This window comes from Streptomyces sp. NPDC028298 (assembly GCF_055565895.1).
Window position 1 is genome coordinate 286405 of sequence record NZ_JBVHTL010000007.1, and the last position, 26306, is coordinate 312710.

At 68.1% G+C, this 26306-nt stretch carries 25 protein-coding genes and 2 pseudogenes; 10 read left to right on the plus strand and 17 right to left on the minus strand.

What is annotated here, in order from left to right; translation table 11 throughout:
• Positions 1-40: 40 nt before the first annotated feature.
• Positions 41-436 (plus strand): DUF4304 domain-containing protein, encoded by a 396-nt coding sequence (locus ACZ4TO_RS29595; RefSeq protein ID WP_468025733.1) that lies wholly within the window; start codon positions 41-43, stop codon positions 434-436.
• 285 nt (positions 437-721) lie between these two features.
• On the opposite strand, the gene ACZ4TO_RS29600 is transcribed toward ACZ4TO_RS29595, so the two are convergent.
• The 7 genes and pseudogenes from ACZ4TO_RS29600 to ACZ4TO_RS29630 form a co-directional block, all read right to left on the minus strand.
• Entirely contained in the window at positions 722-1030 is a 309-nt protein-coding gene (locus ACZ4TO_RS29600; protein ID WP_468025734.1) for a hypothetical protein, read from the minus strand.
• An 86-nt stretch (positions 1031-1116) separates the two neighbouring features.
• Positions 1117-1837: pseudogene (locus ACZ4TO_RS29605) on the minus strand (IS5 family transposase).
• Between the two features lie 312 nt (positions 1838-2149).
• Entirely contained in the window at positions 2150-2638 is a 489-nt protein-coding gene (locus ACZ4TO_RS29610) for an ABC transporter substrate-binding protein (RefSeq protein WP_468025735.1), read from the minus strand.
• 308 nt (positions 2639-2946) lie between these two features.
• Positions 2947-3543, minus strand: a complete 597-nt coding sequence (locus ACZ4TO_RS29615; protein WP_468025736.1) for a hypothetical protein — start codon at positions 3541-3543, stop codon at positions 2947-2949.
• Positions 3544-4112: 569 nt separating this feature from the next.
• The gene (locus tag ACZ4TO_RS29620; RefSeq protein WP_468025737.1) at positions 4113-4409 is read right to left on the minus strand and encodes a helix-turn-helix domain-containing protein; all 297 of its coding nucleotides are present in this window, start codon (positions 4407-4409) and stop codon (positions 4113-4115) included.
• Entirely contained in the window at positions 4409-4900 is a 492-nt protein-coding gene (locus ACZ4TO_RS29625; RefSeq protein WP_468025738.1) for a DUF2975 domain-containing protein, read from the minus strand. The genes ACZ4TO_RS29620 and ACZ4TO_RS29625 overlap by 1 nt, the downstream gene beginning before the upstream one ends.
• Before the next feature lie 217 nt (positions 4901-5117).
• Complete coding sequence (locus ACZ4TO_RS29630) at positions 5118-6023, minus strand: LysR family transcriptional regulator (protein WP_468025739.1); 906 nt, start codon at positions 6021-6023, stop codon at positions 5118-5120.
• A gap of 138 nt (positions 6024-6161) precedes the next feature.
• Here ACZ4TO_RS29630 and ACZ4TO_RS29635 point away from each other — a divergent pair, with 138 nt between their 5' ends.
• Positions 6162-6980, plus strand: a complete 819-nt coding sequence (locus ACZ4TO_RS29635; RefSeq protein WP_468025740.1) for an inositol monophosphatase family protein — start codon at positions 6162-6164, stop codon at positions 6978-6980.
• Between the two features lie 79 nt (positions 6981-7059).
• Complete coding sequence (locus ACZ4TO_RS29640) at positions 7060-7656, plus strand: NADPH-dependent F420 reductase (protein WP_468025741.1); 597 nt, start codon at positions 7060-7062, stop codon at positions 7654-7656.
• Positions 7657-7687: 31 nt separating this feature from the next.
• Here ACZ4TO_RS29640 and ACZ4TO_RS29645 read toward each other — a convergent pair whose 3' ends face one another.
• The gene (locus ACZ4TO_RS29645; protein ID WP_468025742.1) at positions 7688-7984 is read right to left on the minus strand and encodes a hypothetical protein; all 297 of its coding nucleotides are present in this window, start codon (positions 7982-7984) and stop codon (positions 7688-7690) included.
• An 844-nt stretch (positions 7985-8828) separates the two neighbouring features.
• On the opposite strand from ACZ4TO_RS29645, the gene ACZ4TO_RS29650 reads away from it, so the two are divergent.
• The 4 genes and pseudogenes from ACZ4TO_RS29650 to ACZ4TO_RS29665 all read left to right on the plus strand — a co-directional run bounded on the left by ACZ4TO_RS29650 (position 8829) and on the right by ACZ4TO_RS29665 (position 13211).
• Positions 8829-10526, plus strand: coding sequence for a hypothetical protein (locus ACZ4TO_RS29650; RefSeq protein ID WP_468025743.1), 1698 nt, complete (start codon positions 8829-8831; stop codon positions 10524-10526).
• A gap of 85 nt (positions 10527-10611) precedes the next feature.
• Positions 10612-10749, plus strand: coding sequence for a hypothetical protein (locus ACZ4TO_RS29655; RefSeq protein ID WP_468025744.1), 138 nt, complete (start codon positions 10612-10614; stop codon positions 10747-10749).
• Positions 10750-11950: 1201 nt separating this feature from the next.
• On the plus strand, positions 11951-12418 hold the full coding sequence (locus ACZ4TO_RS29660; RefSeq protein WP_468025745.1) for a hypothetical protein: 468 nt from the start codon (positions 11951-11953) through the stop codon (positions 12416-12418).
• Positions 12419-12430: 12 nt separating this feature from the next.
• Positions 12431-13211: pseudogene (locus ACZ4TO_RS29665) on the plus strand (IS5 family transposase).
• 391 nt (positions 13212-13602) lie between these two features.
• Here the strand turns inward: ACZ4TO_RS29665 and ACZ4TO_RS29670 are convergent.
• Both ACZ4TO_RS29670 and ACZ4TO_RS29675 read right to left on the minus strand, forming a co-directional pair.
• Positions 13603-14127, minus strand: coding sequence for a GNAT family N-acetyltransferase (locus ACZ4TO_RS29670; protein ID WP_468025884.1), 525 nt, complete (start codon positions 14125-14127; stop codon positions 13603-13605).
• A gap of 562 nt (positions 14128-14689) precedes the next feature.
• Complete coding sequence (locus tag ACZ4TO_RS29675; RefSeq protein ID WP_468025746.1) at positions 14690-15016, minus strand: hypothetical protein; 327 nt, start codon at positions 15014-15016, stop codon at positions 14690-14692.
• A gap of 306 nt (positions 15017-15322) precedes the next feature.
• On the opposite strand from ACZ4TO_RS29675, the gene ACZ4TO_RS29680 reads away from it, so the two are divergent.
• On the plus strand, positions 15323-16117 hold the full coding sequence (locus ACZ4TO_RS29680) for a hypothetical protein (RefSeq protein WP_468025747.1): 795 nt from the start codon (positions 15323-15325) through the stop codon (positions 16115-16117).
• A gap of 156 nt (positions 16118-16273) precedes the next feature.
• Here ACZ4TO_RS29680 and ACZ4TO_RS29685 read toward each other — a convergent pair whose 3' ends face one another.
• The 6 genes from ACZ4TO_RS29685 to urtA form a co-directional block, all read right to left on the minus strand.
• A complete protein-coding gene (locus tag ACZ4TO_RS29685) occupies positions 16274-17428 on the minus strand; it encodes a DUF3103 family protein (protein ID WP_468025748.1) in 1155 nt (384 codons plus the stop codon).
• Between the two features lie 510 nt (positions 17429-17938).
• Positions 17939-18631 carry an urea ABC transporter ATP-binding subunit UrtE gene (urtE, locus tag ACZ4TO_RS29690; protein ID WP_468025885.1) on the minus strand — a complete coding sequence of 231 codons (693 nt, stop codon included), beginning with the start codon at positions 18629-18631 and terminating at the stop codon, positions 17939-17941.
• A gap of 5 nt (positions 18632-18636) precedes the next feature.
• Positions 18637-19437, minus strand: a complete 801-nt coding sequence (gene urtD / locus ACZ4TO_RS29695) for an urea ABC transporter ATP-binding protein UrtD (protein WP_468025749.1) — start codon at positions 19435-19437, stop codon at positions 18637-18639.
• On the minus strand, positions 19434-20570 hold the full coding sequence (urtC, locus tag ACZ4TO_RS29700) for an urea ABC transporter permease subunit UrtC (RefSeq protein ID WP_468025750.1): 1137 nt from the start codon (positions 20568-20570) through the stop codon (positions 19434-19436). Before urtC ends, urtD begins: the two co-directional genes overlap by 4 nt.
• A complete protein-coding gene (gene urtB, locus ACZ4TO_RS29705) occupies positions 20567-21454 on the minus strand; it encodes an urea ABC transporter permease subunit UrtB (protein WP_468025751.1) in 888 nt (295 codons plus the stop codon). The genes urtC and urtB overlap by 4 nt, the downstream gene beginning before the upstream one ends.
• 104 nt (positions 21455-21558) lie before the next feature.
• On the minus strand, positions 21559-22812 hold the full coding sequence (urtA, locus tag ACZ4TO_RS29710; protein WP_468025752.1) for an urea ABC transporter substrate-binding protein: 1254 nt from the start codon (positions 22810-22812) through the stop codon (positions 21559-21561).
• 396 nt (positions 22813-23208) lie between these two features.
• Here urtA and ACZ4TO_RS29715 point away from each other — a divergent pair, with 396 nt between their 5' ends.
• A complete protein-coding gene (locus ACZ4TO_RS29715; RefSeq protein ID WP_468025753.1) occupies positions 23209-23691 on the plus strand; it encodes a MarR family winged helix-turn-helix transcriptional regulator in 483 nt (160 codons plus the stop codon).
• On the opposite strand, the gene ACZ4TO_RS29720 is transcribed toward ACZ4TO_RS29715, so the two are convergent.
• Positions 23648-24766 carry a substrate-binding domain-containing protein gene (locus ACZ4TO_RS29720; protein WP_468025754.1) on the minus strand — a complete coding sequence of 373 codons (1119 nt, stop codon included), beginning with the start codon at positions 24764-24766 and terminating at the stop codon, positions 23648-23650. The two genes, ACZ4TO_RS29715 and ACZ4TO_RS29720, sit on opposite strands and share 44 nt — an antisense overlap.
• A 191-nt stretch (positions 24767-24957) precedes the next feature.
• Between ACZ4TO_RS29720 and ACZ4TO_RS29725 the strand changes: the two genes are divergently transcribed.
• Positions 24958-26286 (plus strand): Fic family protein, encoded by a 1329-nt coding sequence (locus ACZ4TO_RS29725; RefSeq protein ID WP_468025886.1) that lies wholly within the window; start codon positions 24958-24960, stop codon positions 26284-26286.
• The last annotated feature ends 20 nt before the right edge of the window (positions 26287-26306 follow it).

The window sequence follows — 26306 nt, forward strand, 5'->3', positions numbered from 1 at the left end:
GCTCGTTGTTGTGATCATCTCAATCTGGCAAGGTGGCCGCATGACAGCGCAGGCGGCCCTCAAGGCGGCGCTTGGGAACTTCGTTGGACCAGCGGCACGCACCGCAGGGTTTAAGGGTTCGGGGTCAACCTGGCGATTGACGAACTCGCAGGGCGACTGGGCGGTCGTGAACGTGCAGTCGTCCTCGTCGAGCACGTCTCGGTCCGTGCGCTGCGTCATCAACCTGGCTGTGGCGCCCGCTCCGTGGCTGGACTGGATGCGAGAGTCGCTCGGATCGCTACCGAAGTCGATCAATGAATCGCTTGGGCTGTACCGCGCACGGCTTCATCCGAATGGCACGCCCGCAGGACGCGACTGGTGGTGGGAGATCAGTAACGAACGGGATGCCCGCCCCGCTGCGGCTGACATGGTCGTGCAGCTCGCCGATCACGGCTGACCAACGCTTACCCGGCTACTGGACCGGCAGGCACTACTCGACTCGATCCGCGCGGGCGATCTTGGGCACATGAAGTCCGGGCGCTTTGGGGTGTTCTTCGCACGAGCCGAAGCTCTGCTTATTGCCGAGGACGGACCGAGTACCCGGTTGGACGAGCTCCTGGATCGCGCGACAACGAACGCCATCCCGGCTCAGAAGGCAAACGCTGAGAAATTCGCGGCATGGGTCCGCTCTCGCGCCGCGCACGGAAGTTGATTCTCGCGGTGGCACACCAGACCGGACCAGTTAAGTCCGTTTCTGGTAGCGGCCTCGTCCGGGTTGGGTGAGGAAGCCTTGGCGGGTGAGGCGTCCGAGGCGGCTGCGGGTGATGTTCACGGTCGCCTCGTCAGTGGGCATGCCGAGGAGTTCATGCAGCTCACGGGCTCTAAATTCCTGGTGTGGGTGCTGGTTGAAGGCGTTCACGATGGTTTGGTAGGCGGTGTTCGTCTCGGGCGTATCGGGCTCGGTCCCGGGTGGGACGCGTTCGGTGATGACCTTTTGTGTGGTGGCCAGGTCCGCGAGCCGTGCTTCGATCTCGATCAGGGCTGCGGTCAAGTGCGCGCTCTGGTCGCGTAGTTCGTCGGCCCGGGCTGAGTTCTCGTCGTGCCGTGCCTAGAGGTCTGCCAGGAGTTCGGCGATGTTCATGCGGCCAGTCCGAGACTGCCGCGCCAGGTGGGGGCGGGCGTGGTGAGGCGGCGGGTCATGTTCGCGATGGAGGCCCAGTAGACACGCGAGGTGGAGGAGTCGGGCCGGTGGTCGTATTCGCGGGCCAGGCGGCGGTGGAGCATCAACGTGCCGTTCACCTGCTCCACGATCCACCGCCTGGGCTGCGGGACGAAGCCCTTGCCCTGGTTCTCGGGGTTGCGGCACACGACTTCGACGTCGATGTCCAGCAGGGCGCCGTGGATGAAGGCCTCGTCCTTGAAGCCCCGGTCCACCAGGACTTTCTCCAGGCGCATCCCGCACCGCTCGGCCGCCTGGTCCAGCAATGCGGTGCCGGCGGCGTTGTCGTGGACGGAGGCGGCCAGCACCACGACACCGGTGATCAGTCCCAGGACGTCGACGGCCAGTCCCCGCTTGCGCCCCGACACCTTCTTGTTGGCGTCCAGTCCCGTCGTGGTCTTCGGGACACCCGCGGCCGCACGGACGGACTGGGTGTCGATGATCACGAGGGACGGGTCCTCTAATCGGCGGGCCTTCGCCCGCACCTGACAGCGCAGCAGTTCCTGGATGAGCCGGTCAAGGCCGTCTTGGCGCCAGAGCGTGAAGTAGTAGAACACCGACGACCAGGCCGGCAGATCGTGGGGGCAGGTAGCGCCACTGACACCGCCTCACCCGGTCCTGCTTCCAGGCCGTGATCATCGACTCGATCAACGCTCACTGCTCGTCCGATAGGTCACTCGAATACGGTCTTCGGTCCATGCCCGCATCCCAGCATGCACATGGCGAACGATTGGCTCGTACGACGATCAGTCCCACGATCGAGCGATCACGAACCTAGGAAGATCGGACTTAACACCCTCTAAGACCTTCACCGACGCTCGCCCCTGCACAGCCATCGTCGACCGTCTCACCTCCTACGGGCACCATCATCGAGACCGGCACCGAGTCCTACCGCCTCACCAAGGCCAAACAGCACGCCGAGCGATAGACCAGTCCCCCCGCAGTCCGCTCCTACCCAACCAACTGAGGCAGCTCACGGATCACCGCGTCGATGCCCTGGCTCTCCGCGATGGCAGTCAGCCGTGGACGCAACCTGCCCAGGAAGGACGTACCCTCCACTCCGACATCTCCCATCCTGAGCCCTCTGCCACCCTGTTCGAACACCCAGAAAGTGATCTCGGTCGCCTCCCCATCGACAAAAGCGCCAGTCATCACCCTGAACTCGCTGCTGTCGTCCGGATCCTTATCTGTAATGACCAGGGACGCATTCGTCAGGGGAAGGTCCGCGATGAGCGAGGCGACGTGGACGGTGAGGGCAGCCAGGGTGGTTTCGCGCTGGCCGTCACTCAGTTCCTCCCAGCTCGGACCCACCGCAACTGGCGCCAACTTGCGCCAGTCCAGTACAGACGAGACGAAAGCGACTCTGTCCACCTTCGCCACGTCCGCAAAGTCGGCGAGGAACGTGCTGATGAATGTCGACGCGACTTCTGCGGTGAACACGAAAAAGCAACGTACTCGCTTGATCCTGCCAGCGAAAGATCATCCTGAGGACGGGGGCCGGTCACGCTCGCCGACCGGAATTTGCGCAAGGTCGCCATGCGCAGCCCGTGAGCGCTTGCGAGTGAAGGCATCGACTGACGTGGCCGCAGACCAGGCCCAGTTGACGGCTTGGAGTGCGGCAACTGTCCGCGAATTCCCGTGGAGGCGGGGCGCTCCTTCGGGTCCGGTAGTGGGTAGCCGCCCCAGACGACGCCGAGTTCGGTGCCGCATCCGCCCGTTGGCGCACGGCAAAGCACCGCCCGACGTGGTCAGTCGCGAGGGCGTTCAAACATGGCGGTGGCGCTCGCGTCGTACGTCAGGGTGGAGAGCACATCAGCGTAGCCCCGGTCCAGCACCTCCCGTTCACGAGCGGTGTGTGAGCCCGCGGGGCGCTCGGCCAATCGCGCAACTTGTTCCTCGTGCGCCTCGGTGATCTTCTTGGCGGTCGCCCGCCAGTCGGCGTCGTCCGGTATGCGGACCAGTTCCACGCAGACCGGTTGCAGGCCCTCGGCGAGAGCCGCAGCAGCCCGGTCATGACCGTCTAGGAGCAACCAACCGTCCAGGAAGGACACCCACCACAGGAGGACCGGGGCGAGGGTGCCCTCGCGGGCATGCTTGCGGTACGCCTTCACGCGCGGGGCGTCCGGTGCCGACAGCGGACGCAAGGGCAAGACACCGTGCCAGCCACCCCCGCAGAGCAGTTCGAGGGTGACGTCCGGCCAGTCCTGAACGAGGTCACCATCCCAGATACCCGGAGCGAAACCGGAGCGCGGACTCAGCAGCCAGCGCCCGCGGTGCAGCGGGCCGAGCCCCGTCTCCTCCAGCCACAGCGCGTATCTGTGCGGCCAGTCGACCCCGGTCCGCATCGCTGCGGCGGTCAGAGGCGGCAGCGGGGATCGATGGCCGAGCAGGCGGCGCAGGTGGAGGTCGCGGCAACAGCCGTCGCCCTCCGATCGGGCCTCGATGAGCGGCCGCTTACTCTGCCGGAGGATCCACCTGCCGTCCGTAACCCGCTCGAAGCGCAGCGGAGGCGGGCCTGACAGGCCGTCCGGAACGGCCAGGCCGACACCGCCTCCCGGTAGAGGTTCCCTCGTTGCCCTGATCACAGGATCAGTGTCAGCAAAGGGGTCCCTGCCCGGCAAGGGATTACTCCGGCGCCGTGCGCCGAGCTTGCCTGTTGACAGAAGACCTCGGCAGAGCGCTTCGCAAGGGCGACTCCATGGCCCCAGGCGAGGAACCCAGTACTGTCAAAACTCGGTTCCAGCAAAGGCCTTGGGAAGCGGTAGCGCGCATGCATCCGCCGCGAGCAGCGGCGCCAGACAGAGCCCACGACCCATCGGGACAACTCGACTTCCCGCTTCAACCGGGCCCGGAACTCCTCCGGCCGACGGCCACCTCGCACACCTGGCAATGAGACCGCGCCGAACCGCGCGGATCACAGGGGCCGGGCGCCTCTGTCCGACGCTCCAGCCGTGCCCGGGATCTCCCCGGACTCGGATTCGGCACCCTCGGATTCCGCCTCGACACCCTCGGGTTCCCAGCGAAGCAGGTCGCCCGGCTGACACTCCAGCGCCTCGCAGAGCGCGGCGAGCGTCGTGAAGCGCACTGCTTTGGCGCGGCCGTTCTTCAGTACCGCCAAGTTGGCGGGGGTGATCCCCACGCGTTCCGCGAGTTCACCCACCGACATCTTCCGCCTGGCCAACATCACGTCGATGTCGACGGCGATCGGCATCAGATCACCTCGTCCAAGTCGGCCTGCATCTGTGTCGCTTCGACATCACGGGCGACGGCCTGGGCGAGCAGCATCCTCAGCACGAGCACGATGAGCGCGATTCCCAGGATGGCCACGCCGATCCCACCCATGATGAGGGTGACCCCGGGGTCGTCCCGCTGGCCGGGGGCGTTCAGGGCCGTGACCGTGAACCACACGAGAGCAGCCGCGACGATCGCGCCGATGATGATGTCCACGTACCGGAAGGCGGCGTGGGAGAACACGGTTCCGCGTCGCACCATCGTCACCAGCCGCCATACGCAGACGAGGGCGACCTGAGCCGTCCCAATGCCCAGGATCGTGATCACCCGCAGCGGGGTGAGCGGCAGCGACCCGTCCTCCGGGTCCTTCCCGCTGATCAACGCCCACAGCATCAACGCCTGTACGAACACGCTGCCGGTGAGCACCACCACGAGCACGGCACGCAGCGCACGCACGGTGAGTTTCCCCATGCCTCATCCTTCCATCGATCTACGATGGAAATCTATCGAATATCGATACGTGAAGCAACGGCACGGCAAGCCGTGGGCAGCGACTTCACGGCGGGCCACGCTCCGGCTCCTGCGCAGAGCGCGCGAGGGCGGCATCGGCATCAGTCCGTACGCGAACCAGACCACGGCGACAGCCCCCGAGCCGGCGCTCCCGATCGGCGTGGCCAAGGGGCGCCGGCTACGACTCTCCGCACGCGGCCAGGGCGGTTCGTGCCAGACCGCGCAGCCAGGCGTGGGCATGGTCGGAGTCGTAGCGCTGATGCCACGACAGATATATGGGCGCCAGGGGCAGTTCGAGCGGGAGGGGAAGCACGACCAGGCCGAGGTCGGCGACCGCTGACCGCGTGGTGGCTTCGGGGACGCTGATCAGGAGGTCGGAGCCGCGCGCGAACTCCAGCGCGGCCGCTTCCGTGGGCGCGGTGGCCACCACGCGGCGGGTCAGGCCGAGGTGCGTGAGGGCTTCGTCGAGGGCGTTGCTCAGGTTTCCGCGGCGCGAGACGGTGACGTGCTCAGCGGCGGCGTACTGCTCGGCCGTAAGGGCCTCGACGCGAGTGAGGGGGTGATCTCGCCTCACGACGACCACGAGACGGGTCTCGCCCACGCTCTCGGCACGGATGTCCGGTGCGCTCGGGCGGTTGGCGTTCGCCTCCAGGTCGACCTCGCCGCGTCGCAACTCGGGTGTGTCGATGCTCGATTCCGCGACGAAGCGCAACCGCACGCCCGGCGCCTGTTCGCGAACGGCCGTGAGCAGCGCGGGGCCGGTCAAGGCGACCAGGGAGTCGTGCCAGCGGAGGGTGAAGGTGCGGTCCAGCGTCGCCAGATCGAGTTCACGGCTCGGTGCCAGCACCCCCTGGACCTGCTGCAACAGCTCGTGCACCTGTTCGCGTACGGCGATCGCGTACGGCGTCGGGGTCATCGTGCGCCCCGTGCGCACCAGGATCTGGTCCCCGGTCGTGTGCCGGATCCGGCCCAGGCTGCGGCTCATCGCCGGGGCGGTCACGTGCAGGCGCGCGGCCGCCCCGGCCACACTCCCCTCCTCCAGCAGCGCGTCGAGGGCCGTGAGCAGGTTCAAGTCCAATTGCATGTGAGTAATCCTAGCCGTGCTTGACATGCATTTGAAGTTAACGATGGGGCTCTATACCTTCGAATCAAGAGCGCGGGACGGAACGCACAGCGCGGCCCGACCAGCCTCAACACCCCCCATCGACAAGGGAGTACCACCATGTCCGCAACGCTTCAGGCCACTGACGTCATCGCCTCCGACGCCGACCTGCTCAGCCGGACCACCGCGGTCGTGCGAGAGGCCGGATCGGCGCTGCGCGAGCGCTTCGGCGAGGTGGTCCGCTACGAGACCCGCGAAGAGTTGATGGACGCGCTCGCCGCCAACGACGACGCGGCCCTCGACATCCTGCGCCCCGGCCTCACCAGCCTGCGTCCGGACGCAGGCTGGGTGGAGGACGAGCTGGACGGCGGGGCGCTGCCGGCCGGCGAATGGTGGGTCGTGGATCCGGCCGAAGGCAACGTCAACCACCTGCACGCCCTGCCGGACTGGGCGGTCACCGCCACCCTCGTTCGCGAGAACAGGCCGGTGCTCACCGTGGTCCACCTGCCGCTGACCGGCGAGACCTACACCGCGCTCAGCGGCGCGGGCGCCCACCTCGACGGCCGGCCGCTGCGCGTCGCCGAGACCGCGGACCTCGGCCTGAGCATCGTGGCCACCAGCCAGGCCCGGCCGGACGAGGACGAGAAGGTCGTACGGCGCGTCGGCTCCTCGATCACCGCGATGCTCTTCGACGCGCTCGTCGTCCGCACCGCCGTACCCGCGACCCTGCACCTGACAAACGTGGCCGCGGGCCGGATCGACGCCTTCTGGCAGTACTCCGGCGCCCGCGCGGACCTTCTGCCCGGAGCCCTGCTCGTCACAGAGGCCGGCGGGCGGATCTCCGACGGCGAGGGCCGCCCCTGGACCCCGCAGAGCGAGAGCTTCCTGGCCGCCGCGCCCGGTATCCACGCCGAGGCCGTCGCCACGCTCTCGCGCTGACCGCGCACCACCAGCAGCACCAGCACCAGCACCAGCACCAGCACCAGCACTACCTGTACGTACGAAAGGACAGATCACCATGACCACGATCGCAGTTCTCGGAAACGGCCGCGTCGGCGGCAGCCTCGCCACCGCCCTCACCCGGGCAGGGCACGAGGTGACCGCGGTGGACCGCGCTCCAGGCGCCGCCGCCGACGCTGCCCGAACGGCCGAGATCGTCATCAACGCCACCCCGGGCGCCGGCTCGCTCGAACGGCTCGCCGCACTGCGCGAGGAATTGCGCGGCAAGATCCTCGTCGACGTCTCCAACGCCACCGTCGACGGCCCGGACGGACTTCCCGCCGACCTGATCTACCCCGGCTCCAGCCTGGCCGGGCAACTCCAGGAAGCGCTCCCCGAAACGCGCGTCGTCAAGACGCTCAACACCATGCTCTACACGGTGATGACAGCGCCCACCTCACTCGCCCAGCCGCCCACCGCGTTCCTCTCGGGTGAGGACCCGGAAGCGAAGTCGGCCGTCCGCGGACTTCTCAAGGACCTCGGCTGGCGCCGGGAGTGGATCACGGACCTCGGCGGGATCGGCACCGCGCAGGCCGCCGAGGCCGCGGTCCTGTTCGTACCCCACGTGATCCGGTCCAGCGGATTCGCTCCCTTCGCCCTATCGATCGCCCGCTGACGGGAGCGGGAATCCGCCGCCAACCACCCAGTCACGCCACTCGTTTGACGGACCCGGCGCGGACCTTGCGAGACGGGGCGTGGTGAGCCGGGCCGCCCGTCTCCGGGGGCTGAAGGCTCCGCAGGGACAGGGTGGCAATGAGGAGGAGGCCGGCGAAGACGGTCAGGAGGAGGGCGGACACCCACATCTGCCGACTCCCGGCCGACTGCCAGGCCGTCCACAGGGTGGAGGCGCTCCACAGCAGGATGCCCATCCCGTAGAAGGTTCGGACGCGGTGCAGTTGCCGCACGGCCCGCAGGAACATGACGCGCTCGGTCTTCTGTGCCATGCGGGGCCGTGTACCCCGATCGGGCCTGGATCACCGGCCGGATCAGATCCCTTCGGCACGGACCGAGCAGGCGTGCTCAACTCCTCACGTTGGTCGGGGACCGGCAATGTGCCACTCCACGGGTGCGGACGACTCCAGGAGGCTCCCGCTGGTCACTCCGACGTCGGCCGGACCGGCAGGATCGGCGACCACAGCCTCCCGCGTCGCGTCCACCGAGAGGGTCTCACCGCTCCGCAAGTCGGACGCCGGTGTCCGCGCCGTCGCCCTTCTGGCCTTCCCTCACAAAGAGGTGAGGCAATACCTCGCCTGGTCCGCCGAGAAGGGACCGGACGGCTTGGTCTTCGTGGAAGGGAAGGGGGGCGACTTTCCGCCGTACCTCGTTCGGTCGGAAGTAAAGCCGGGCACGCTCGGCTGCGGGGCTCCCGGCAGGGCTTCCGTTTCTACGACTTTCGTCTCGCTGTCCTGCCATGTCGCACAATCGCGAACTGTCAACCACTGCTCATGCGGCCCTGATTCGCTCTGTCCTAGGCACCTTTCCCGCCGGACAGATGGGGTGGATCACGATGGAATCATCGAACGCTCAGGGTCGAAACGCGGCTGGAACGAGGGGTGGTGTGCGCGTCCCGGCACCCGGCGACCAGGCAGACTGCGCTCCCGCTTCGGATCCCACTCGGCCAGATGCTGGTAGGAACCTTGCACACCATCACGTAGTCGCTGCGTACCTCACGGCCGTTGCTGCGGTCGTCACCGCGGCCGGAACGATACTGACCCTGCTGATGCGATGACGGACAGCAAGTCACTCGGAGATCGTCCGTACACGAGCCCGGTGAGCCCGGAGGCACGCATGACCGAACCCGAGGTGATTGCGCTGGTGGCTGCTGACGTCAGGGCCATTCGTGAGTGGCTCCTGCTGGACTTGCGCCAGGTGCGTGCCCTGAACGGGGCTGAGGTAATCGACTTGACCGACGTACCCAAGCCCGAACTGGCCAGGAAGGTGTTCGGCTCGGCTGAGCCGCCCGCCGTGCGGGCGCACCTGGCGCACCTGCTGGTGAGCGAGAGAGCCGTTGCCGGCGTCACCGCTTTGGACGCCGCGCTCTGGATCGATGCGGCCGGATTGCGTGGCGAGCGAACGGATGTGCGGGGTCTCGCGCGAGAAATGGGGCTGTCGACGCGCCAGGTTCATCGCCGGATCCTCGCCGTCGACGCATCGATGGCACAGTTGCTCACGAGTACCGATACGGCATCGGTTGTCGAGGGAACGCTTGCACCTGACAGACTCGATACGCAGGAACTCTGGGAGGCCGTACGGGCCGAGTGCCTGATGTCGCGGAATCCGGACCGGGCAGCGGACGCCCTGCTGGCCTTGTCGCGAAATCGTTCAGGCAGCGGTCGCACACCGTCGTCACGGAGAGATGACGACGCTCCCGTGTATCGAGCAGGGAACAAGGATGCGCGATATCGAGATGCGGGACGGGCCGTCAACTGGCTTGCGACGACCGCGCACCGGCCACCGCTGGCGCCATTTCGGAATCCGGCGGAGCTGACCGGCAGTCTCGTGACGGCCAGCGCCGTCGAACTGGCTGACGACCCGCACGAGTCACTCGACCAGTTGGAGAGGTCCATCCACAGCAATCAGCGTGAGGTGCTGCCACTGCTGCTCCACCATGCAGGACGTTTGATTCCCGACGTTGCCGCGGCCGGAGTGGACACCCGCTTGCGCTACCTCGGTCTCGCCTACTTCGCCACGTTCGAGCCGCAGAATGTCCACGCTCTGCGCTTCGCACGAGCGCGGCAGGACGAAGCACTTCGGTACAGCCCCAGAGGAGTCCAGGATTGGAGCGTCTTCAAGGGCATGACCGGCCGTGCCTTCATGCTGGGCGCGCTCGGCCACCATGGTGCCGCTGTGCAGGGCTACCTCGCCGCCACCCGCCACTTGGAGCGCCATCGTCCGTACGAGGGAAGGTACCTTCCCGATCTCAGCGACGCGTACGGACGGATCGCGCATCACGAGGCGCTGCGCGGTGGAAACCGGGAACGTGCCCATCGAGCCGTCGCCCGAATGGAACGCATCGCCGCGACTCAGGAAGATCCGGAGATCCACTACACGCTGGCACGCACTCAGCTGGAAGTCGAACTGGGGTTCAGTGTCCGCCGTTCCGATGTGTCCCTGGATCCGTCTCGGCCCGAGGTACTCCGCCGCGTTGACAGGGCGTTCGAGCGGTTCATCGATCTGTCGCTTCGGATCGGCAAAGCCAACCGAGAGCTGGCGGCTTGCGATTTGACCGTTCTGTACGCAACGGCTTCGAGAGACCGCGGGATGCTCGACGACGCAGTACGACGTTTCCAGCAGATCGTCGCCCAGCACGGCGGATACGCCAATCAGGCCCGCCAGATGAACGTGCGGCTCCGGACCGCGACCGCCTTGGGCCGGACCTTCTCTAGTGTTCCGGAAGTGACAAGCCGATTCGATCCTCTGAGTGCGGCCGCCGACGTCGTTCCCAGGCGCCCCAGCGGCCTCCTCATTGAGCCGGCCGTGTTGTGAGCTCAGACTCTTCAGGACTACCTCGAACCGAACGAGTTACGACTCTTCCGCAGTGAGGTGGTGATGCCCTGCGCCGAGGCCGTTCATGGTCTGCCGCGGCTCCGTCGCCGCATGGGGCTGGTCCGACAGCAACTGGACGCCACATCACTACCGGGTCTACCTCTTCTTCCGGCACGCCGCCGCCAAGCATCTGGCCAGTCTCTTTCGCAAGTCCACCCTCTAGGAGCAGGTCAATCAGGCCGAGAAGCAGCTGTGCTCTTCGCGAGGATGGAGTTGCTCTGCGACCGTATCCGACCGGCTGAACGATTGAAGCGGCGCACTTCATCGGCCTGACGAGGCCCGGCCGTCAACGGGCAGTTCGCGGTGCCCTTCGAAGGGAGGGTTTCGGAACCTGTGGGCGCCTTACGCCACCGAGGCCGCGAGATCCCGCTGCGTTCAGCCTCTTTCCTGGTCCTGGGGCCTGGGGCCCATATCACCGTGCCGCGGGTGAAGGGTATGCCGTCTATGGCGTCGGCCAACGCAGAGGGCACGCGGCACTCGATCCTTCATTGACTGCGGCAACCGCCCAGTCATTGACTTCAGCCACCACGCAGTCATTGACTTCGGTCACCACGCTCGATCAAGCGGATGAGCGACTCCACGAGCTGTTGCTCAAGGTGACCACGGCCGCACGGAAGTCAGGACCGCCCCCGATCGGCGCCCTGTATCCCACCGTGAAGACCGCTCCTGACTGCCAGGGCACCGCGAGACACACGGTAACCATGTCGCTCCTCCGGGGGCCGGGTGCCCCGGACGTCGGCCCCAAAGTCCGAGCCGACCTCCAGAAGCAGGGCTGGACCATGGGCGGACGGCGCACGCATGACAACAGAAGGCGATATACGTCCCCGGGCAAATTCGGGGAATTCACCATCTTCGTCTCCTACGTGAAGGGCTCCGGCGAGACGAACGTGCTCGCGAACACTCCATGCCTGAAGGGCTCGCCGCTCACGAATTCCTCGACGTTCCCCGAACCTGGCAGCACCGAACCTCAGTAGGTTCCCATCGGTGTGCACGACGATGAGGCCAGCGGTGCTTCTACGAACCCCGGCCAGCCACAGCCGACTGATCCGCAGCCACCTCACCACACACGCGGAAGTCGTACGCGTCGACCGAGTCGATCAAGGCCGGGTGACCGCGGTATTCACACCGCCGCGGCTCCTCATGAGCCGACTCGTCAACAGGTGTTTCAGCATTCATGACAGCCCCAACGCCAGGCGTACCTCGCCGCCCCGCATCCAGCCCAAATGTCGGCGAACGGCTGCAGCAGAGGATCCGGCAGAGGCTCGCCTTTCACGGAGAACGGCCTTCTTAGGCCTCATCTCATTTGGTGAGTCTGTGCGACGATTCGTCGGCCAGTGGGAGGTCGTGAGCGGGGGCGGAGGCCGATGGAGTACGTCAAGCTCGATGCGCAGGTCGGTGACCTGTCAGGGGTCTTGGACCCGGCTCGCTACCTGAGCCATCTGCCCTCGATCTCCGGTGACCTGCCGCCAGGCGCCCAGGCTTTCGCCATGGACGCAGACCATTACGACTTCCGCAGCAGGCGATGTGTGAAGGACCTGACGCTTCGGGCCGTCCGGGGCGATGGCGGTGAGGAGATGGAGGTCGAGTTCCAGCACAACTGCTGGAAGCACGACCAGGACCTGCTGATCCGCTACACAGGGGTGTCCAGCGTCGTCATCTATCCCGTCGACGAGGAGCGGGGAACGGACCTCGGGACTGTGATTCTCGATGAGATCCTGCCGCACAGGAACGGCTGCAGCCACGAGATCGCCTGCTGGGACGGCACCCTCATCCTTGTCTGCCGTGACCTCCAGGCGGCCTGGATTGAGACCATCTGCTCGAGCGAGTCGTAGGCGGGATCGGTCATGGGGATTGTTGAGCGGCTGATACCGGATGAGCTGTGGGAGCTCTTCCAGCGGGTGGTGCCGGAGGCGCCGTCGCGGCCTCAGGGCGGTGGTCGGCGTCGGCATGGCGACCGGGAGGTACTGGCGGCGATCGTGTTCGTGGCCACGTCGGGCTGCACGTGGCAGCAACTGCCGACAGCATCTTTCGGGCTGTCAGGGGCGATGGCTCATCGGCGCTTCAGCGAGTGGTCGCAGGCCTGGGTGTGGGCCAAGCTCCACCGCGTGGTGCTCGGCGCTCGCGGAGAGCTGGACTGGTCCCGTTGCGCGATCGCCTCGGTGAACATGCGGGCCTTGAAAAGGGGGACCTGACGGGTCCGAATCCTGTGGACCGGGGCAAGTACGGCTCGAAGATCCATCTGATCACTGAGCGGACCGGTCTGCCCATATCCGTCGGTATCTCGGGCGCGAACCTGTACGACAGTCAAGCCCAGATTCCCTTGGTCAAGGGCATCCTTCCGCTCCCGCCGCGGACGCAGGCGGCGCAAGCTCCACGCGGACAAGGGCTATGACTACCCCTACCTGCGGCAATGGTTACGCGGACGCGGCGTCACCAATCGCATCGCCGCAAAGGGATCGAGCCCTCACAGCGACTGGGCCGCCACCGCTGGATTATCGAACGCACCATGGCTAGGCCGCTGGCTGCCGCCGCCTCCACCGCCGCTACGAACTCAAAGCCGACCACTTCCTCGCCTTCACCAGCATCGCCCGCACTCTCATCTGCTACCGCAGGCTCACCAAATGAGATGTCGTCTTAGGTGCCCAGGCGGTGCGGGTCAGAGGGGGACGGACTCGATACTTCTCGCAGGAACTGTCCGAGACCGGCGGGAAGGTGCTCTTCGTGTCCGTGTGCGCCCGCTCGTCCGCCGAGACACCGGGCGAATGGACCTGATGCGCGAACGTCGAGGCCTACTCCCCCGCTGGTGATGCTGTGGCGGCCTCTTCCAGCGCCCGACGGGCAGCATGGTACGCACGCTGCCCTGCAATACGGCAACGGCAGAATCGGCGACAAGCAGCACATGAACGTATGGGTTCCGTACCGCGAAGGATGGTACATGCCAATCGCCACCAGCACCGACCGGAGCCCGGTCGATGCGGTGGTCGGGTTCGATCACGTATGCACGGCTGCGGCGGACTCAGGCCGCCTGGTCCGAGCGCAGCATCGAGTACAGGACCATGTCGCGCCATGCACCGGCCCGGAAGCAGGCCCCGCGCAGGACGCCTTCGCGCGTGAAACCCGCTCCCTCAAGGGCACGCTGCTCGGCGATGTTCGACAGTTCGGTGCTCGCCTCGACCCTGTTGACCTTGGTGTGGTCGAACAGGTAGGCGGCGAGCCGGCGCTGCGCCTGCGTCCCGTAGCCCTTGCCGCGTTCGGCGGTGGTCAGGGAGATGCCGATGTTCCAGCATGGAGACGCCGGGCCTTGCATCACCTCGTGCCACTGCACCTCGCCGACGAACCGGTCGTCTTCGCCGGCGATCACGAGCCTGCCGCCCTGAGCGGACAGGAATCCGTCAGCCCACTGCCGTCGAAGTTGCCCTGGATTGCGGAATCCGAAGAAGCCGTGGTCTCCGGCTTCGGCGGGATCTTCGTGAAGGCGTTCGAGCTGGTCCAGGTCCTTCTCGGTGACGGGGCGCAGGTGAATGTGATCAGCGTTGAGCATGATCACAGGGTACGAGGCGCGCGAGCCGACCCTTGTCCCGTCCCGGCCCATGGGGCGCCGACGCGGGCCTCGTGGCCACAGGCCCGGCGGTGGCGGCGTGCAGGAGGGCGTCATCGTCCGGGGGTGACAGCGACCGCGCGGCAGCTCGCCCTGAAACGACCAGGCCGATCGAGGACTTGGGAGCCGACGCTCCACCTCATACAAGCACGCCCGCCGGATCGTCGCCAAGCACCTCGTTCCACGCAAGGACCTCCAGGGTTCGGCGGCGGTCAGACCATCCCTTGCCCAGATCGACCACTGCCGCTGGGCCGACAAGGTCTATCGGGCGTCGGCGGAACCGTCTCTGGAGTACGCCCCTCGGCGACGGTTCCAGGCGCTGGGGACCGTCGCACCGCCCGTACTTGAGCATCAGCGGCATCCGTGTCACAGGGGCTCCTGGTGTTGCCGTACGGCCCGAACTGCGGGTGCGACACGACGAACCGGCCCCGGTGCGCCCGCGAAGGGCGTGCCAGGGCCGGTTCCGGTTGGTGTCGTCGGCGCCACCTAGAAGCGGCTGTCGGCGTCAGCCACGAGGTGCGTGGTGGCACTCATTGTGGGCGGGGCGCCACACGCGGGTCCAGTGGCCGGGGTGCCAGTGGTGGTGACGGTCCCGGAACGCCGGCTGCCACTGCCGCACCCAGTGACCCGCCACCTTCACGCAGTGGTGCGACCCCGCCGACGGCCGGTGGTCCTGCGACGCCGGCGAGGGCCGGTGGTCCTGCGACGCCCGCGACGGCCGGTGGTCCTGCGGGGCGGCCGACGCGGTACCGACCGTACCGACGACCGCGCCCGCGGCCAGGGCCACCGTCGCCGCGCCCAGGGCCGCGGCCCTCTTCAACCCGTTGATCATGTTCAGACCTTTCCGTACGGACCGGGGCCGACGCCCCGGCACTGCCCGGACCATTCGGCCGGGCACGCACTGATCCTCACCGTCGGGCACGGGCAAATCGGCACGGAACACCCCTTCTTAAGAAATGCCAAGTAATTTCTCATTCAGCACAAATAGTCATACATGCGCGCCTATGGTGTGCCCGTCCCGTCAGGAGCTTGACCGGGTCCTCCCTCGACGGAGGAAGGCGGAAGGCGGAAGGCGAGCGTGTCTGTGTGGTGGAGTGTGAGCTTCTGACGACACCGACAGCAGGGAGCACTTCTTCCAATGACCCCGCAGCCCGCACGCCCTGAGCGCATCGGTCCCGAGACCGCCTCGGTCATGGGTGTCTCGCCGTTCAAGCCTTCGCTCGTCAAGGCGGTGTTCAGGGACGTGACCTCGATGCCCGTCTCTCGGTCCGCCGCCTGGGCCGCCGCATCGGTGACACGGACGGTGCTGACGGAGATCATCGCCGGCGCGAGGAGAGCAGCGGCGGAGGAGACCCGGAGGAAGCTGATACCGAGGGACCTTCTCTCGGCGATCGACCGGAACGTCGAACTCGAGGTGGGAACCCGGTGGTTCAACCACAGCCCGACCTTCCGAGGCCTGACCGGCGTCCTCTACGACGCCGACGGTGTCATCGTGTCTTCTCCTCAACGCAGCAGGTCGCGCAAACCGAGTGCCGTGGTCGGCGCGCACAGGTTCGAGGCCGGAGTGAAGAAGTTGCTGTGGAGTCAGGGGGCGACGGCCGTCCCGGCGATGGTCCGCGACCTGGACGGAATCGCGAGCGTGTTCCTGTCGGACCTCGCCGGGGACGCGGCCGCGGTCGCCCGCGAGCGCGGGGTCCAACGTTTCGGTACGGTCACCCCGGTGGTGTCGGGTGAACCGACCCCACCGCTCCTCCTCGATGATTCTCTCCGCCTCCTGTCCACCCGCAGGGGGAACGCGCGGACCATCGGCAGGGACGACATCCTGGCCGCCACCGCGATTCAGTTGTTCGGCGGCGACCTCAGACAGCGGGCCCTCACCGCGGCACGCGAGGCGACACAGAATGCTTCGGCACTACCTGCTGCTCGAAGCTGAGATCGGGGCGGGTAGCAGCGGCCGCGGGTCGGGCGGTCAGGGCCCGCGGGTGGGGCCGGTGATGTCGTTCACCGGCCCCACCCTTCGTCGCCCCTCCGTCGGCCCTTCGACTGACCCTTCGTCGACGCCGTGCGCTTCAGACGTCCGTCCTGCGGTTCAGAATTGCTGGACGAAGTACGGTTCGACGGTCATCCAGCCGTTGCCACGAGCGCCGTAGCGGGTGCCGTTGTCGCTGCTGGCCAGGGTGTACCAGGAGTCGACGTAGTCGGGATCGTCCGTCCACCAGTCGTTCGGGATGGCGTCCAGGATGGCGTTCACCAGGGGGATGTACGTGCCCTGGTCGGTGATGGTGAGCAGGGCGGTGGCGATGGCCTTGGCGAGGTCGCGGTAGTTGGTGCTGCCGTCCTCTTCCATCATCACGGCATCGGCCAGGTTGTACTTGTAGTTCGACCAGTTGACCAGGATCTGGCCGGGCCGGTAGACCGTGCCGTCATTGTCGAGGTAGGGCATGTCGACGGGGTCGACACGTACGGCGCCGTCCTGCCCGAAGCCGGTGACCAGTGTGTAGATCTCGGCGTCGCCCTTGATCCACGGCTCTTCGTCGTCCGAGAGCTCCACCGCGCTGATGCGGGTGGTCCAGAAACCTCCGGCTGCCGCCTGCGCCTGCGGCTTCCGGGTGGCGCCCGCCCTCGGCCCCGCTGCCGGTACCGCCTCCGGTGCGGCGGAGTCCACGCCGTAGTGGCGCAGTTGCCTGTTCAGGACACCCAGGCCGGCGGCCAGCGCCTTGGAGCCGTCGATGTCCACGACGTACACGGGACGGGCGGGTGTGTGGCGGGCGTCGAGTACGTGAGCGCGGCCTTGGACGTCGTAGGCGACGATCGTGGCGGCGTGATCATCGGTGGTGGCGGGGGCCACCCAGGGCACCTGTCCGGCGGACAGGGCGCCGCGCATGGCGCGGTCTCCGAGTCGCAGCCGGAGCAGCGAACCGATGCCGGCGTCGAGGCCCTTGGCGGCGGCGATCCGGCGGTCCGCCGTGGCCAGCGTGGACTTCAGGCCGTTGTCGGCGCGGCCGGCCAGAGAGGTGACGGAGACCTCGTCGGCGGTCAGGGCAGCATGCCGAACGCGGGCACGCCAGGCGGGGTCGGCGAGGGAACGGGCTATGGCACGCGCCGCCTGGTCCTGCGCCGCGGCGACCGTGGAGGCGGCAGCCGGAGAGGAGGGGGCTGCCGAAGCGGCAGGGGCTGCGGGAGCGGCGGCTGCCGGCAGGGCGGCAGCGGTCTGGCCGACGGACAGGGCGACTAAGGACACCACGACGGCGACGGCGCCACGGCGGCGCGTTTCACGAGGTCTCACTGGGCGATCCTCCGGGAGAGTGCGGACGGGCACGCTGGCAGGTGGAACGTCGAAACGCGAATCTATGCGAGTAGATTCACGGAAAGCATGGCGGGTCCATGACAGATTGGACAAGGGGTGCGCACTGCGGAAGACAAGGTGACCCGGATCGGTTTCCTCACCGCGTCGGCAAGGCCCGAGCAAGGCGCAGTCGCCACGGCCGGGGCCCGTCCGTCGCGTGTGGTCGTCCCTCCGACACGAGCAGGACGAGGGGCCACGGCCGGGGTCCGTCCGTCGCGTGTGGTCGTCCCTCCCGAGACGAGCAGGACGAGGGGCCACGGCCGAGGCCCGTCCATCCCACGGGGTCGCCCCTCCGACACGAGCGGGACGAGGGTGACGACCGCGTCATGTCGTACGCGCTGAACAGCCGAACGCGCCCTCGTCCGACCTCCCGGTCGCTCGGTCGAGGGCGCGTTCAACCGCCGGGGCTCACACGCTGAGCGCCGTTCGTACGGTCTGTTCGGCGGCCGTTCCGCCCTCGCCCGAGGACGTCACCCGCCCGGCCTCCAGTACGTAGTACCGCTGGGCGGCGCGCATGGCGAACCCGACGTGCTGTTCGACCAGGAGGACGGAGAGGCCGCCGCGCCGGGTGAGGGCGAGGATCGTCTCCTCGATCTCAGCGACGACCGACGGCTGGATGCCCTCCGTCGGCTCGTCGAGCAGCAGCAGCCTGGGGCGGGTGATCAGGGCGCGGGCGATGGCGAGTTGCTGGCGCTGGCCGCCGGAGAGCAGTCCGGCGCGGCGTCCGGACAGCTCACGCAGGACCGGGAAGAGGTCCAGTGCCTCGGCGGTCGCCGCTCTGCCGTCGGGGCGTCCGTCGGCGACGAGTTGGAGGTTCTCGGCGGTGGTGAGGTGGGGGAAGCACTGCTGGCCCTGGGGGACGTACGCCATCCTGCGGGCGACCCGTTGGTGCGGGGCGAGGTGGGTGATGTCCTCACCGTCCAGCCGGACGCTACCGCTCTTGGGCTTGATCAGGCCCATGGCGGCGCGCAGCAGGGTGCTCTTGCCGGCGCCGTTGTGGCCGAGGACGGTGGCGACACCGTCCTTCGGGACCGTGACCGTGACGCCGTGCAGGACCGTGGTGCGGTCGTAGCCGGCCCGGACGGAGCTGATCTCCAGCATCTGACTCACGCCTCCTCGGCGACGGCCACGGGAGTGGCGGGAGCGGGCTCGGGCTCGGACTTGGGTTCGCGTTCGGCGGTGCGGCCGAGGTAGACCTCCTGGACCTTGGTGTCGGCCTGGACCTCGGCGACGGTGCCCTCGCTGAGGACCTTGCCGGCGTGCAGGACGCTGACGCTGCGGGCGAAGGAGCGCATGAAGTCCATGTCGTGCTCGATGACGACGACCGTGCGGTCCGCGCTGATGCGCCGGAGCAGCGCGCCGGTGGCCTCGCGCTCGTCGTGGCTCATGCCCGCGACCGGCTCGTCGAGCAGCAGCAGCCTCACGTCCTGGACGAGGAGCATGCCGATCTCCAGCCACTGTTTCTGCCCGTGGGCCAGGACGCCGGCGGGGCGGTCGCGCAGGTGGGTCAGTCCGGTGGTCTCCAGGGCGTTGGCGACCGGCTCGGGGATGTCCTTGCGGCGCCGGAGCATCGTCCACGGGCCCCGTCCGGCGCCCGACGCGATGTCGAGGTTCTGCAGGACGGTCAGTTCCTCGAAGACCGTGGCCGTCTGGAACGTACGCCCGATGCCCATGCGGGCGATCTTGTGGACGGGCCTGCCCAGCAGGTCCTGGTCGCCGAAGCGCACCGAGCCCGTCGCCTTCACCAGGCCGGTGACGGCGTCGACCAGGGTGGTCTTGCCGGCGCCGTTGGGGCCGATGAGGAAGCGCAGGTCGCCCGGGTGGATGTCCAGGTCGACGCCGTCGACGGCCGTGAAGCCGTCGAAGGTGACGCGCAGGTCGCGGACGGTCAGTCCCTCGCCGCTCATGCCCTCTCTCCCGTCGTACGCGTAGCGGTTGCGGTGGCGGAAGCGTTGCGGCGCCTGCGCAGGACGACGCCGAGCGAGGCCAGGCCGCCGGGCAGGAAGCCGACCGCCACCACGAACAGCAGGCCTTGGAGGTACGTCCACGCGGCGGGGAAGGCGTCGGACAGCGTGCTCTGTGCCCAGGCCACCGCGATCGCGCCGAGCACCGCGCCCACGAGCGAGGCCCGGCCGCCGACCGCGGCGCCGATGACGAAGCCGATGGAGGGCACGATCCCGATCAGTGCCGGGGAGATGATCCCGACCGCCGGGACGAAGAGGGCGCCGGCCAGGCCCGCCATGCCGGCCGCGAGGACGTACGCGACGAGCTTGACGTTGGCCGGGTTGTAGCCGAGGAAGCGCACCCGCTCCTCGGAGTCCCGTGCGGCGACGAGGAGTTCACCGAACCGGCTGACGAACAACTGGCGGGCGCCGACCATCAGGAGCAGCAGAACGGCGGCGATGATGAAGTACACCATCCGCTGGTTGACGGGGTCGTCGAGGGAGTAGCCGAGGAAGCCGTGGATGTCGGTGAGGCCGTTGGTGCCGCCGGTGGTGGCCTGCTGGCCGATCAGCCAGATGGACAGGGCGGCGGCCAGTGCCTGGCTGAGGATCGCGAAGTAGGCGCCTTTCACCCGGCGGCGGAAGACGAAGAAGCCGAGCAGCGCGGCGACCGCCATCGGCAGCAGCACCGTCATGGCGAGCGCGAACGGCGGATCGGCGAACGGCTTCCACCACCAGGGCAGGGTGTCGCCGGTTCCGTAGAGCTGCATGAAGTCGGGCAGGGTCTCGCCGGTGGCGGCCGCGTCGGTGAGCTTGAGGTGCATGGCCATGGCGTAGCCGCCGAGGCCGAAGAAGACGCCCTGGCCGAGCACCATGAGCCCGCCGCGGCCCCAGGCGAGGCTGACGCCGACCGCGACGATCGCGTAACACAGGTATTTGGCGAGGAGGTTGAGGCGGAAGTCGGAGAGGACGACGGGGGCGACGCCGAGGAGGAGCGCGGCGCCGAGAACGAATCCGGCGGGGACCCGGAACCGCTGCAGCAGGGGCGTCGGCGACGGCGTCGACACGGCGGACGTGGGAGTGGTCGTCGTCGTCATGCCAGGCTCCGGGTGCGCAGGGTGTACAGGCCCTGGGGTCGCCACTGGAGGAAGGCGACGATCGCGACGAGCACGACGACCTTGGCGACGCTGACCGTCGTCGAGTATTCGAGGACCGATTGGAGGATGCCCAGCGCGAAGGCGGTGATGACGCTGCCCTTGAGCTGTCCGATGCCGCCCACGACGACGACCAGGAAGGCGTCGACGATGTAGTTGGTGCCCATGGTCGGGCCGATCGGGCCGACGAGGGTGAGGGCGACGCCGGCGACGCCCGCGAGGCCCGAGCCGATGAAGAAGGTGATGCGGTCGACCTGCCCGGTGGCGATCCCGGAGACCTCGGCGAGGTCGCGGTTCTGGACGACGGCGCGGATACGGCGGCCCAGTGGCGTGAGTTTCAGGATGAGGGTGAGGGCGAGGACGCTCAGCAGGGCCAGGCCGAGGATGAACAGGCGGTTGTTGGCGAAGGTGATGCCGCCGCCCAGCGCGATGTTGCCGGTGAGGACGTCGGGCGCGGCGGTCTGCGCATTGGGGGCGCCGAAGATGTCGCGGGCGAGCTGCTGGAGCATCAGCGAGACGCCCCAGGTCACGAGGAGCGTGTCCAGGGGTCGCGTGTAGAGGCGGCGGATGAGCAGCCATTCCAGCAGGGCGCCCATGGCTCCGGCGACCAGGAAGGCGATCGGCAGGGCGACGAGCAGCGAGACGCCCGCGCTGCTGATGGACTTCTGCAGCACGTACGTGGTGTAGGCGCCGGCCATGATGAACTCGCCGTGCGCCATGTTGATCACGCCCATCTGGCCGAAGGTCAGGGTCAGACCGAGGGCGATGAGCAGCAGGACGGCACCGATGCTGATGCCGGTGAGGGACTGGTTGAGGATGACCGTCATGGGTCGGCTCCGGGTCGGGGGCAGGGGTGCGGGCGTACGCGTGTGCCAGGGGCGTGGCCCGGCCCTGGGAGCGGGCCGGGTCCGGTGCCGGGCGGGGGCGGTGGTCAGGAGAGTCCGGAGGCCCAGGAGTAGCCCTTGAGGTACGGGTCCGGCTTGACCGGCTTGCCGGAGTTCCACACCTCGGTGATCAGACCGTCGGAGCCGACCTTGCCGATCCGGGCGGTCTTGTAGACGTGCTGGGTGGCGCCGTCCACGGTCACCTTGCCCTCGGGGGCGTCGAGTTCGATGCCGTCGGAGGCGGCCTTCACCTTCGCCACGTCGAAGGACCCGGCCTTCTCGACCATCTCCTTCCACAGGTACACGGAGATGTAGGCGGCCTCCATCGGGTCGGAGGTCGGCTTGCCCTTGCCGTACGCCGCCTGGTACGCGGCCACGAACTTCGTGTTGGCCGCGCCCGGGGTGGTCTCGTAGTAGTTCCAGGCGGTGAACTGGCCGTCCAGGTACTGGGTGCCGATGCTCTTGACCTCCTCCTCGGCGATGGAGACCGAGAGCACCGGCAGGCTCTTCGCGGTCAGGCCCGCGGACTTGTACTCCTTGAAGAAGGCCACGTTGGAGTCACCGTTGAGGGTGTTGAACACGGCGTCCGCTCCGGCGTCCTTGACCTTGTTGACGATGGTGCCGAACTCCGTGGAGCCGAGGGGGGCGTAGTCCTCGCCGACGACCTCCATGCCGTTGGCCTTCGCGTACGCCTTGATGATCTTGTTGGCGGTGCGCGGGAAGACGTAGTCGCTGCCGACCAGGTAGAGCTTGGTCAGCCCCTGCTTCTTGAGGTAGTCCAGAGCGGGCACGATCTGCTGGTTGGTGGTCGCGCCGATGTAGAAGATGTACGGCGACTGCTCCAGGCCTTCGTACTGCACGGGGTAGAACAGCAGCGACTTGTACCGCTCGAAGACCGGCTTGACGGCCTTTCGGCTGGCCGAGGTCCAACAGCCGAAGGTGGCGACGACCTTGTCGTCCTTGATGAGGGTCTCCGCCTTCTCGGCGAAGGTGGGCCAGTCGGAGGCGCCGTCCTGGCTGACGGGCTCGAGCTTCTTGCCCAGCACGCCACCGGCGGCGTTGATCTCCTTCACCGCGAGCAACAACGCGTTGTGGACGGTGACTTCACTGATCGCCATCGTGCCCGAGAGCGAGTTCAGCAGACCTACCTTGACTGTGTCACCGGAGGTGTCGGCCTTGGCGCCGGAGCCGGTGGACGTGGTGTCGCCCGTCTTGGCGCCGCACGCGCTGAGGGCGGCGGCTGCGCCGGCGGCCGACATTCCGGCGAGGAGACCGCGTCGGCTGATGCTGAACCCGGACATGCACAACCTCCTTGCCCCGAAGGGCGATACGAAGAGAGCGGAAAGGCTCTGGGGAGGGGATGAGGGGAAAGCGCTTCAGAGGCGGCGGTGTCGACGCGCAGGTTCCCCAGCCGTTCCGGGGTGGTGTCCGGGCTGGTCGCTGAAGTGCGACCACAGCCTGTTGGGAAACTGTTTCAACCGCGTTTCGGAGCAATTGAAGAACAGTTTCCAGTGAAAGTAACCTGGTCGGCCAAAATCGAAGAAGACGCTTCCGAATACGTCCGGTCGAGGACTTCACAGAAACGGCGATCAATGCTTCCCATGGAAAGGGTCAGTTATTCTGATTCCCCTTTTCAAGAGCCCGGTGATCGGCGGTAGGCTCAGGCACCGGTCGGCGAGCACGAGTGGAGGAGCACCATGGCGAGACGGCCCCAGGACCTGCTCCGCCTGCTCACGCGGGCCGAACGTCTCGCCGTGCGCCGAGTGCAGTCCGTCCTCGACGAGTTCGAGTGCTCCGTGGAGGCGTGGCGGGTGCTCGACCTGCTCTCCGACGGGCAGGGCCACAACATGACGGCCCTCGCCGACCACGCCTTCCTGCCGGCGCCGAGCCTCACCAAACTGATGGACCAGCTCGTCGACCAGAACCTGGTCTACCGTCGTGTCGACCCGGCCGACCGGCGCCGCGTCCTGGCCCAGCTCACCCCACGGGGCAAGCAGCGCTGGCAGTTGCTGGCGCGTGAAGTGCGCGCCGACTGGCGGGACTTGGAGCCTCTGCTCGCGGGCGAGGAGCTGGACGACCTGCTCGCACGGCTTGCCGAGGCCCTGGAAGGACGGCTCACCGCCGACCCGGCACGCGTCACGACAGATCGTACGGGGAAGGCAGTTGGGCCAGCACGTTGAAGTCGGGGCCGGCCGCCTCCGCCAGGTAGATGCGCTGGCGTACGTGCCGGTCATGAAGGTGGAGCAGGCCGCGCGGACCCTCGTAGGAGACGGTCTCGGCGGCGGCCGAGATCGCCGAGACGTCCAGGGTGCGAGCCCGCTCGACGAGCGAGGCGAGCAGCAGCACCCCCTCGTAGCACGACTCGCCGAGACTGCCGGGGGCCGGTGCCTCGAAGCCGAAGCGGGCGGCGTACCGACCGTGGAAGTCCAAGGTGTCCTGATTGGCCAGCGAGGCGAAGTAACCGGCCGTGCTGAACAGGTCGCCGGTCGCCTCCGGGCCACTGGCCATCAGCATGTTCTCGTCCATCAGCGTGCTCAGCCGCAGACACCGCTGGTCGAGGCCCGAGGCGGCGAAGGCCCGGTTGAAGCGGACCGCGTCGCTGCCGACGAGCAGCATCAGCACACCGTCCGCATCCGTGTGCTCGATGCGCCGCAGCACATCGGTGAAGTCCTCGGTGCCCAGCGGGAGATACGCCTCGCCGCAGACCCGTCCACCCCGCAGCGCCCGGGCGTAGCGGCGGGCGGCGCGGGCGGTGCGCCGGGGCCAGACGTAGTTGTTGCCGACGACGAACCACCTGCGTAACCGCCGCGTCTCGGCGAGCAGCCGCATGGCGGGCTGCAGTTGCCAGTCCGGCGTCTCGCTGGTCATGAAGACACCGTCCGTGCGCTCCCCGCCTTCGTAGAGGGCGGTGTACACATAGGGCACCCGGTGCGCGATGCGTGGCGCGAGCGCCTGCCGGACCGAGGAGATGTGCCAGCCGGTCACCCCGTGGACCGCGCCGGTCGCCACCAGGGCCTCGACCTCCTCGGCGACCTTCTCCGGTTCGGCTCCGCCGTCGACCTCCAGCAGCCGGAGCTCCCTGCCGAGCACGCCGCCGCCCTCGTTGATCTCTTCGGCGGCCAGCCGCGCGCACGCCTCGCAGGCAGGACCGAAGATGCCGGCAGGACCTTGCATCGGGTACACGAGCGCGACGTTCAGGGTCGAATCGTCGGCCGTGAACCACTCGGGGGTACGGGGGTGGAGCGGCCGGCGCATGTTCACATGATTGCCCGACTGCGTACAGTGCCCCATCACCGGCCGGAATCGAAACCGATTCGTAGGAAACGCGCCACCGTCGACCGAGCGGTCAACCGCCCCGGTCATCCCCTTGAACCACAGCCGGGTGGACGTGACAGGCTTGCCCGGTGATTGTCGAGCCGGCCCCCCGTCTTCTGACCTGGGGCGATGTGGATCCCGTTCGCCATCCCTTCGACAGGGAGGCGGCGCCGCACGTGGTGCGGGCCCTCGGACCTGCGCGGAGGGTACCCAGCCGTCCCGACATCCCTTTGGGCGATCCGGCGATGCATGCCTGGAGCTCGGACGAGGGAGGGCCCTGGGCAGACGCCATGTCACACGCCCTCGCCGAACACTACGGCCGCTGGACCGCGGGCTGGCGCTGGGCGCACGACGAAGGCGACTTCGACGGAGGACCGATCGGGAACTGGTGCTGCCCGAGGGACTCGATCACCACACCCGAGGAGACGGTCGCCCGTGTCGTCGCCGCGCTGTGCGAGTGGCGCGAGTGGCTGGAGAGCCTCGCCGGGTGGTTCGACGCGTACCCGTTGGACCTGGCCGAGGTCGAGGATCAGCGGATCTTGTGGGAACGTGCCGCCCGGAACCTGATCCTGCAGGTGACCGACCGGACCGGCTGCGGCAGCGGCTGGCACGGACACTGCGGTCAAGTGCTCACCTGGTTCCTCAGCCGGTGGGGTGTCGCTCCCGGCCCGGCACAGGATCTGGTCGACGAGGCGATCGGCGGACGGTTCGCGAGCTGGACGGGCCCTGACCCGGAGCTGGTCGAGGATGTCGCGGAGCGCCTCGCGCTGTCGGTGCGGCCGGACGACGCCGCAGGATCCACCGGGCAGGCGCCGGACCACCTCGAGCGCTGGCTCACGGTGCGCGAGAGCGTTCCCTGGCCGGAGGTTCCCGAAGACGGCCGGGAGGAACCGGTGGTCCCGCCGCGCGACGGCGCGGCGGAGGACATACGCGCCTTCGACGGCGCCTTGGATCCCGCCCGCGCACAAGGCCTGCTGACCGCCCTGGAACTGGTGCGGGCCGACGCGGTGCGCGGCGCCGGCCTCGACTTCGAGCGGCTCCGCCACTGGCAGCAGCACGTCCTGGGCACACGTCAGCCGCCGGCGTTCCGCGACCTGCCCGCCTTCGCCAAGAGGGGCCGGGAACGGTACGGCATCGGCCCGGACACCCGAGCCCGCCTCGACGCGTGTCTGGCCGAGAGCGCGCACACCGCCGAGCGGCCCATCCCCCTCACCGCCCGGGCCGCACGCGCCTATCTCGACGTGTGCTTCTTCCATCCCTTCGACGACGGCAACGCCCGGTCCGCCTTCCTCGCCCTCCTCTTCGTCCTGGCCCGCGAGGGCGTAGCGCTCGACGAGGTCAGCCTGCTGCGCCGCCTCACGTTCCAGGCCGATGAGCCGCAGGACGCGCTCGCTCTCACGCGGTGCATCGACGTGCACCTCACGGAGACGCGACGCAACGCCGCTTCCTTCGGCCCTTAGCGGTACCGGTGCAGGAGCGC